General features: G+C 78.7%; 4 protein-coding genes and 1 pseudogene. 3 read left to right on the forward strand and 2 right to left on the reverse strand.

Going from position 1 to position 5,272, the window contains the following annotated elements; genetic code table 11:
- Positions 1–172: 172 nt before the first annotated feature.
- The 3 genes from HLB09_RS12480 (at position 173) to HLB09_RS12490 (ending at position 3,635) form a co-directional block, all read left to right on the forward strand.
- Entirely contained in the window at positions 173–994 is an 822-nt protein-coding gene (locus HLB09_RS12480) for an ATP-binding cassette domain-containing protein (protein ID WP_246235293.1), read from the forward strand.
- 119 nt (positions 995–1,113) lie between these two features.
- Entirely contained in the window at positions 1,114–2,340 is a 1,227-nt protein-coding gene (locus HLB09_RS12485; RefSeq protein ID WP_171203683.1) for a sugar ABC transporter permease, read from the forward strand.
- Positions 2,341–2,456: 116 nt separating this feature from the next.
- On the forward strand, positions 2,457–3,635 hold the full coding sequence (locus tag HLB09_RS12490; RefSeq protein WP_171203681.1) for an ROK family protein: 1,179 nt from the start codon (positions 2,457–2,459) through the stop codon (positions 3,633–3,635).
- 63 nt (positions 3,636–3,698) lie between these two features.
- Here HLB09_RS12490 and HLB09_RS18685 read toward each other — a convergent pair whose 3' ends face one another.
- Together HLB09_RS18685 and HLB09_RS18690 are read right to left on the reverse strand one after the other, a co-directional pair.
- Positions 3,699–4,646, reverse strand: a complete 948-nt coding sequence (locus tag HLB09_RS18685) for an amidohydrolase family protein (protein WP_322790163.1) — start codon at positions 4,644–4,646, stop codon at positions 3,699–3,701.
- Between the two features lie 127 nt (positions 4,647–4,773).
- Positions 4,774–5,211, reverse strand: a pseudogene (locus HLB09_RS18690) (amidohydrolase family protein); the annotation flags it as partial.
- Positions 5,212–5,272: the final 61 nt, after the last annotated feature.

A 5,272-nucleotide genomic window follows, 5' to 3' on the forward strand; every position in this document is an offset into this window, starting at 1 on the left:
CCCCCCCCCCCCCCCCCCCCCCCCCCCCCACCGCGGCTCCCCCGCTCCCCCGGTCACCGCCGGGCGCCCCCGCGCCCGGTGGTGGCCGCAGCGCGCCCGTCCCGGCCCGGCGCGCGGCCCCACGAGCACCCCCGGCCGCCGGTCCCCCGGCGCCTCGACGAGGAGGACCCCCTTGGGCCCCACGAGCACCCCGGCCGCGACCGCGGCCCCTTCCGGCCCCGACGGCGCGGCGACGCCGCTGCTGTCCCTGCGCGGCATCGACAAGAGCTTCGGCGCGGTGCAGGTGCTGCACGGCGTCGACCTGGACGTGCGCGCGGGCGAGGTCACCGCGCTCGTCGGCGACAACGGCGCCGGCAAGTCGACGCTCGTCAAGTGCGTCGCCGGCATCTACACGACCGACGGCGGGCAGTACCTCTTCGAGGGTCGGCCGGTCACGGTGAACGGGCCCAAGGACACCGCCGACCTCGGCGTCGAGGTCGTCTACCAGGACCTCGCGCTGTGCGACAACCTCGACATCGTCCAGAACATGTTCCTCGGCCGCGAGAAGAAGAAGGCCGGCGTCCTCGACGAGACGACCATGGAGGAGCTGGCGCGCCAGACCCTCGCGAGCCTCTCGGTGCGCACGGTGCGCTCCGTCCGCCAGCTCGTCGCGAGCCTCTCGGGCGGGCAGCGGCAGACGGTGGCCATCGCCAAGGCCGTGCTGTGGAACTCCAAGGTCGTCCTGCTCGACGAGCCCACGGCCGCCCTCGGCGTCGCCCAGACCCGCCAGGTGCTCGACCTCGTGCGCCGGCTGGCCGACAACGGCCTGGGCGTCGTCCTCATCAGCCACAACCTCAGCGACGTCTTCGAGGTCGCCGACTCCATCACCGCTCTGTACCTGGGCCGCTCCGCCGCGACCGTCCGCACGCGCGACGTCACGAGCAGCCAGGTCGTCGAGCTCATCACGACGGGCCGCTCCGGCGAGCTCGGCCTGACCGCCGCCGCGCAGGACTGAGGAGCGCACCCGTGAGCACCCCCACCGGCACCACGCCCGCCCCGTCCCCGGGCTCGTCCGACGACGAGCGCGCGCGCATCGTCGAGCTGGCCCGGGCCACCGGGTCGGGCGGCAGCCCGATGTCCGAGGCCGCGGCCGCCCCCACCTTCCGCGAGGGCGTCACCGCCTACGTGCAGCGCCTCAAGGGCGGCGACATCGGCTCGCTGCCCGCGCTCCTGGGCCTCGCCGTCCTCTTCGTCCTCTTCTCGGCGCTGCGGCCCGACACCTTCCTCACGGCCGGCAACCTCGCCAACCTGCTCGTGCAGGCGTCCTCGATCATCGTCCTGGCGATGGGGCTGACCTTCGTCCTCCTCCTCGGCGACATCGACCTGTCCGCCGGCGTCGCGGGCGGCACCGCGGCCGCGGTCATGGCCATCGCCCTCGGCGACGCGGGCCTGCCCTGGTTCCTCGGCGTCCCCGTCGGCCTGCTCGCCGGCCTCGTCATCGGCACGCTCATCGGGCTCTTCGTCGCCAAGGTCGGCATCCCGAGCTTCGTCGTCACGCTGGCGTTCTTCCTCGCCCTCCAGGGCGTGACGCTGCAGCTCATCGGCCAGGGCGGCACCATCGCGGTGCGCGACCCCGTCGTCGTCGCCATCGCCAACGGCAACGTGCCGATCGCGCTCGGCTGGGTCCTCGCCGCGCTCGCCGCGGGCGGGTACGCCGCCCTCAGCCTCGCGCGCTGGTCGACCCTGCGCCGCCGCGGGCTCACCCGCGACAACCTCGCCTTCGTCGTGCTGCGCGTGGTCGCGGTGGCCGCGGCCGTCCTCGCCGTCACGGCGGTCCTGTCCCAGAACCGGGCGCGCGTGCCGAGCATCACCCTGGCGGGCATGCCCTGGTCGGTGCCGCTCATCGCCGTCCTGCTCGTCGTGCTGACCTTCGTGCTCGGCCGCACCTCCTACGGCCGGCACGTGTACGCGGTGGGCGGCAGCGCCGAGGCGGCCCGGCGCGCGGGCATCAACGTCCAGATGATCCGCGTCTCCGTGTTCATGATCGGCTCCACGCTGGCGGCCCTGTCCGGCGTCATCGAGGCCTCCCGCCTCAACTCCGTCGCCCCCGGCTCCGGCGGCGGCAACACGCTGCTCCTCGGCGTCGGCGCCGCCGTCATCGGCGGGACGAGCCTCTTCGGCGGCCGCGGCAAGGTCGTCAACGCCGTCATCGGCGGCCTCGTCATCGCGACGATCGCCAACGGCCTGGGGCTGCTCGGCCAGCGCGCCTTCGTCAACTTCCTCGTCACCGGCGCCGTGCTCCTGCTCGCCGCCGCCGTCGACGCCGTCTCCCGGCGCCGGCGCAGCTCGTCCGGCCGGTAGCGGTGGCCCAACCGTCCCGGGGGACGCTGCGCGCGCCCGCCGGGGCGGGGGCGGCCCCCCGCCCCGATGCTCCCCGCCGCCCCGCTGCCCGGACGGTGGGCCGCAGCCAGGACGACGTGCGCCGCCACAACCTGTCGGTGCTCCTGTCGGCCGTCCACCGCGACGGCCCCCTGACCCGCGCCCAGCTGACCGGGGCCCTCGGCCTGTCGCGCTCGACGGTGGGCGACCTCGTGGGCGGCCTCGCCGAGGCGGGGCTCGTCCACGAGGGGCGGCCCCGCGCCGCGGCCGGGCGGGGCGTCGGGCGTCCCTCCCTCGTCGTGACGCCGCGCGAGCGCTCGGCGACGGTGCTGGCGCTCTACCTCGACGTCCACTGGCTGCGCGCGGCGGTCGTGGGCCTGGGCGGCGCCGTGCTCGAGCGCGGGACCGTCCAGGTGCCCTCCGAGGCCCCGCCGGACCGCGTGGCCGCCCTCGCCGGGGACCTGGCCGCGCGACTCGTGCCGGAGGCCGCCGACCGGGCGCGCCTCGTCGGGGCCGGCGTCGCGGTGCCGGGGACCGTGCGGGCGGGCGCCGGCGTCGTCGGCCTGGCGCCCAACCTGGGCTGGGTGGAGCAGCCCGTCGGCGAGCAGGTGGCCGGCGAGCTCGAGGCCCGCCTGGGCCGGGGGCTCGCCGTCGCCGTCGGCAACGACGCCGACCTCGGCGTCCTGGCCGAGTGCCGGCGCGGGGCCGCGCGCGACACCGCCGACGTCGTCTACCTCTGCGGCACCTGGGGGCTCGGCGGGGGCGTCGTGTCCGGCGGGCACCGCCTCACCGGCAGCCGCGGCTTCGCCGGCGAGGTGGGCCACATCGGCGTCGACCCCGAGGGCCGCCCCTGCCACTGCGGCAGCCGCGGGTGCTGGGAGGCGGAGACGTCGGCCGCGGCCTGGGCCGCCCCCCTCGACGTCGACCCCGAGGCGCCGGACGTCGCCGAGCGCCTGCTCGAGCGCCTCGACCGCGGCGGGGTGGCGGCGCGGCGCACGCGCGAGCGCGTGTCGCGGTCCTTCGCGCGCGGGCTCGCGAGCGTCGTCAACGTCCTCGACCCGCACGTCGTCCTCGTCGGCGCGGGGCTGTGGCGCGACCTGTGGCCGGTCGTCGAGGACGACGTCCTGCCGTGGGTCGAGCGGCTCGTGCTGCCGGCGCTGCGCGGCCACGTCGACGTCCGGCTCGCCGGGCTCGGCGCGGACTCCACGCTCGTCGGCGCCGCCGAGCTCGCGCTGGCCCCGCTGCTCGACGACCCGCTCGCGCTGGCGCCGGCCTGAGCCGTTGCCGGCCCGGGCCGGTGCCGCCCTGCGGACCTGCGACCCTGCGGCCTCGCGAGGCTCTCAGGCCGCGAGGTCGCCGGTGTCGTGCAGCACCCGGCCGGCGCGCAGGAGCCGCAGGCAGCGCGGGGCCGCCGCGCCCTCCGACAGGTCGGGCAGCCCGGGCACGCCGGAGCGGGGGTCGGTGCTCCAGCTCGAGACCCGCGCGTCGGCGGCCTGGACGACGAGGTCGCCGACCTCCCACACGGCCAGCGTCGCCAGGGCGCCGGGCACCAGCACGCCCTCGCCGTCGCGCCGCGCCGCGCGCCACCCCCCGCGGGTGTGGGCGAGGAAGGCCGCGCGGGCGGAGAGCCCGCGGGCGCGGGCGCCGGGTCCCGGCGTCGCGGCGGCGGCCGCCCGGACGGCGCCCCACGGGTCGAAGGGCGTCACCGGGGCGTCGGACCCGAGGGCCAGGGGCACCCCGGCGGCGGCGAGGTCGGCGAAGGGGTTGAGCGCCGAGGCCCGCTCGCTCCCGAGGCGACGCGCGTAGAGCCCGTCCGGGCCGCCCCAGCGGGCGTCGAAGGCGGGCTGCACGCTCGCGACGACGCCGAGGCGCGCCAGCTCGGCGACCGCCCGCGCGTCGGGCGCCTCGAGGTGCTCGACCCGGTGGCGGGCGGAGGCCAGCACCGCCGTGCCCACCCGCGCCTCGGCGGCCAGGAGGCCCTCGACGAGGGCGTCGGCGGCGGCGTCGCCGATGACGTGGAAGCCGCCCTGGACCCCGGCGCGCGTGCAGGCGACGAGGTGGTCGGCGACGTCGGCCGCGCGGAGGTGGGGCACGCCCGCGTGGGCGGCCGGCAGCCCGGTGCCCGCGAGGTCGGCGTAGGGCGCGCGCAGCCACGCGGTGCGCGAGCCGTAGGAGCCGTCCACGCAGAGGTCGCCCGCCAGGCCGAGGACGCCGGCGCCCTCGACGTCCGCGAGCGCGGCGGCCGCCTCCGCCTCGTCGCGCGCCAGCGCGCCCCAGTAGGCGAGCACCTCGGGCACCTCGCCGGCTCGCGTCGCGGGCGACGTCGTGGGCGCGCAGGCGCACGAGCGCACCCTCGCCCGCGCCCTCCAGGCCCGCGAGCCCGGCGCGGTCGGCGAGGGCGCTCGAGACGAGCGCGGAGTGGACGTCGACGCGGGACAGCAGGACCTCGGCGCCCCCGGCCGCCCGGTCCAGCTCCTCCCGCGAGGGCAGCCGGGCCCCCGCCGCTCCCCCGCGAGCGGCCCAGGCGTCGTCGTCCCAGCCGTGGCCCAGCAGGGGCCGCCCGGGGTCGGCGGCGGCCGCGGCGGCCACGCGGTCGAGCAGCTCGTCGGCGCTCGCGACGTCCGTGAGGTCCAGGCCCCCCGCGGCGAGGCCCGCCTCGGTGACGTGGGCGTGGGCGTCGACGAAGCCGGCCGTGACGAGCGCCCCGGGCGCCTCGACGACGACGTCGGCGCGGCCGCGCTGCGCGTGCGCGGCCTCGTGCGAGCCCACCCAGGAGACCCGGTCGCCCTCGACGAGCAGCGCCGTCGCGAAGGGGTCCGCCGGGGAGTACACCGACGCGGCGAGGTAGAGCACGCTGCGGGGCCGCTCGTCGGCACGGGCCGGCGGGGGGCCGGCCGGGCCGGGGCCGCTGGGG

It is taken from the genome of Pseudokineococcus marinus, from assembly GCF_013004605.1.
Taxonomy (GTDB): Bacteria; Actinomycetota; Actinomycetes; order Actinomycetales; family Quadrisphaeraceae; genus Pseudokineococcus; species Pseudokineococcus marinus.

Coding starts and splice junctions, on each gene's coding strand:
- HLB09_RS12485 (WP_171203683.1), top strand. CDS start 1,114: ATGTCCGAGGCCGCGGCCGCCCCCACCTTCCGCGAGGGCGTCACCGCC.